Source organism: Bradyrhizobium sp. (genome assembly GCF_049581145.1).
Lineage (GTDB): Bacteria > Pseudomonadota > Alphaproteobacteria > Rhizobiales > Xanthobacteraceae > Bradyrhizobium.
On the sequence record NZ_JBAURI010000288.1, the window covers coordinates 1 to 2,750 of the forward strand.

A 2,750-nucleotide genomic window follows, 5' to 3' on the forward strand; every position below is an offset into this window, starting at 1 on the left:
CCCGTGATCTGTATCCGGACATGATCTACGCCACGATCTCGGGCGTCGGCAGCACCGGCCTGGCCGATGAGCTGACGCTGCTCGGCCCGCGCTTCGCGGACGGTGTCATCTGTACCCAGGTCGTGCCCGCGGTGGACGGCTACGCGTCGGTGGCGCTGAACTACAAGAATGCGCTCGCCAAGTATTTTCCAGGCGAGTCGCCGGATTACATGTCGCTCGAAAGCTATCTCACCGCCAACGTGCTGATCGAGGGCCTGCGGCGCGTCGGACCGCAATTCGATACCGAGAAGCTGGTGGATACGCTGGAAGGCCTGCAGAACTACGAACTGGGGCTGGGACCGCGGGTGAACTTCGGACCCTCCGACCATCAGGCGGTGCATAAGGTCTGGGGTACGCAGCTCGACAAGTCCGGCCACTATCACTCCATCGACCTGGAGTAGGCGCGTCGCGCCGGGCCGGGTGCTTACGGACCGATCTTCTGCAACCTCTTGCCGAGATGCTCGATGCCGACGGCGTGGGTCTCGCGCGCCGTCGCGGCGGCCGCGGCTGATATCACGCAGCAGGCGGCGATGAAGACGGCGACGGGAATCCAGCCATTGCGGCCGTCGCCGACCAGGCTCTGGCTGATCACCGGCGTGAACCCCGCGGCGAGAAAGCCGAGCTGGGTTCCGATCGCCGTCCCGGAATAGCGGACGCGGGTCTCGAACATCTCGGCGTAGAATGACGGCCAGATCGCGTTCGGTGCGGCGTAGATCAGGCCAGACAACACGAGCGAGACGGCGACGATGGCCGTCGTGTTGCCCGAGGTGACGGCCGTGAAATAGGGGAAGATCATCACCGCGCAGCCGAGCACACCGCCGATGAACACAGGCTTGCGTCCGATGCGATCGGCGAGCAGCGCCCAGAGCGGCTGGGTCAGCAGCGCCAGCGCGTTGGCGAGCACGCCGGCCCACAGCATGGTGGTCCGGGGCACGCCGAATCTGCCGGTGGCATAGCCGAGCGCGAATACCGCGGTCACCGTCGAGACCGTCGCGATCAGCGCGCAGACGATGACCCGAGCTACGTCCCCCCAGTAATCGCGCAACAGCGCCAGCACCGGAAATCGCGCCACCGCCTGTTTGCTCTTGATCGCCGAAAACGCCGGCGTCTCCGGCATGGTCCGCCGCACCAGATAGGCGACGACGAGAACGACAAAACTCAGCAGGAAGGGAATCCGCCATCCCCAGCTCAGCAGCTCGCCTTCCGGCAGCGAGGCCACGGGAATGAAAACCAGCGTCGCCAGGATGGCGCCCGCTTGCGTTCCCGTCAGCGTCCAGCTCGTGAAGAAGGCGCGGTTGCCGCTGGCCGAATGCTCGAGCGTCAGCGAATTGGAGCCGCTCTGCTCGCCGGCGGCGGACAGGCCCTGCAACAGCCGCAGAAGCGTCAGCGCGATTGGCGCCGCGCGGCCGATCGCATGCGCGTCCGGCAACAGGCCGATCGAAAGCGTCGAGCCGCCCATCAGCAGGAGGGTGAAGACCAGCACCGTCTTGCGCCCGATGCGATCGCCGAAATGGCCGAGAATGACCGCGCCGACCGGGCGTGCCACATAGCCGATGCCGAAGCTCAGCATGGCGAGCAGCGTGGCCGTTGCCGGATCGACATCGACAAAGAACACGCGCGGAAACACCAGGGCGGCCGCGGTGCCGTAAATGAAGAAATCATAATATTCGAGCATGCTGCCGGCGAAGCTGACGACGGCCGCGCGATGTCGCAGCCGGTCCTGGTCCGGTGTCCAGAAGCCCATGTTTCCCCCGCATCGATCTCTGTCTTGGTGTCTTGCCGGCTTGTCGACGGTTGCCCGATAATGTACGAACCGGTTCATTTCAAGCAAGCGACAACTTTTCGGTGCGCCGGATCGCGGCCGCGGCCCGGTCAGTCTGAGAGGGAACATGCTGCAACGCACTGCGGCGAAGCCTCGCGCCAAACCTCGCCGGAAAAAGCGCTCCGACATGCGTCCGCGAGTCCGCGCGGCGAGGTCATCAGGCGCGGTGTCAGGCGCGGCTCCAGCAGCTCGCCCGCGAACGCGCAAGAACGATCCGGAGCGGACCCGGCGCGACATCGTCGCTGTCGCCACCGAGGAATTCGCCGCGCATGGCTATTCCGGCGCCCGCGTCGACGCGATCGCCGCCAGGACGCGCAGGTCCAAGCGGATGATCTATTATTATTTCGGCGGCAAGGAGCAGCTCTATCTGGCCGTGCTGGAACAGGCCTATCGCAGCATCCGCAGTCTCGAACGCAATCTGGACGTCGGCAAGCATGGCGCGCGGGAGGCAATGCGGCGCCTGGTCGAAGCCACCTTCGACCACGACGAGCAGAATCCGAATTTCATCCGGCTGGTTTCGATCGAGAACATTCATCGCGGCCGGCACATCAAGCACAGCGCGCCGCTGCGCGAACTCAACGCGACGATCATCGAAACGCTGCGGCTGATCCTGGAGAAGGGCCGCAAGGAGGGCGTGTTCCGGCGCGACGTCGACGCCATCGACCTGCATCTGGCAATCAGCTCCTACTGCTTTTTCCGCGTGGCCAATCGCCATACTTTCGGCACGCTGTTCGATCGCGATCTCAGTCAGCCCCGGGTGAGAAACCGCAACAGGCAGCAGATCGGCGACATGGTCCTGGCCTATCTCTCGGAGCAAGGCGCGGCCGACGGGAGATCGGCCAGACCGTCCGCGCCGCCGCAGCCTCGCCGGCGCGTCCTCACCGGCCTG

General features: G+C 65.3%; 3 protein-coding genes. 2 read left to right on the forward strand and 1 reads right to left on the reverse strand.

Annotated features, from left to right (window positions below; genetic code table 11):
- Positions 1 to 440: ABC transporter substrate-binding protein (locus WCB02_RS09665; RefSeq protein ID WP_423957798.1), on the forward strand; the 440-nt coding region annotated here is incomplete at its 5' end.
- A 23-nt stretch (positions 441 to 463) separates the two neighbouring features.
- On the opposite strand, the gene WCB02_RS09670 is transcribed toward WCB02_RS09665, so the two are convergent.
- Positions 464 to 1,783 carry an MFS transporter gene (locus WCB02_RS09670; protein ID WP_423957799.1) on the reverse strand — a complete coding sequence of 440 codons (1,320 nt, stop codon included), beginning with the start codon at positions 1,781 to 1,783 and terminating at the stop codon, positions 464 to 466.
- 205 nt (positions 1,784 to 1,988) lie between these two features.
- Here WCB02_RS09670 and WCB02_RS09675 point away from each other — a divergent pair.
- The coding region (locus WCB02_RS09675) for a TetR/AcrR family transcriptional regulator (RefSeq protein ID WP_423957800.1) at positions 1,989 to 2,750 on the forward strand (762 nt) is incomplete at its 3' end.

Coding starts and splice junctions, on each gene's coding strand:
- WCB02_RS09670 (WP_423957799.1), bottom strand. CDS start 1,783: ATGGGCTTCTGGACACCGGACCAGGACCGGCTGCGACATCGCGCGGCC.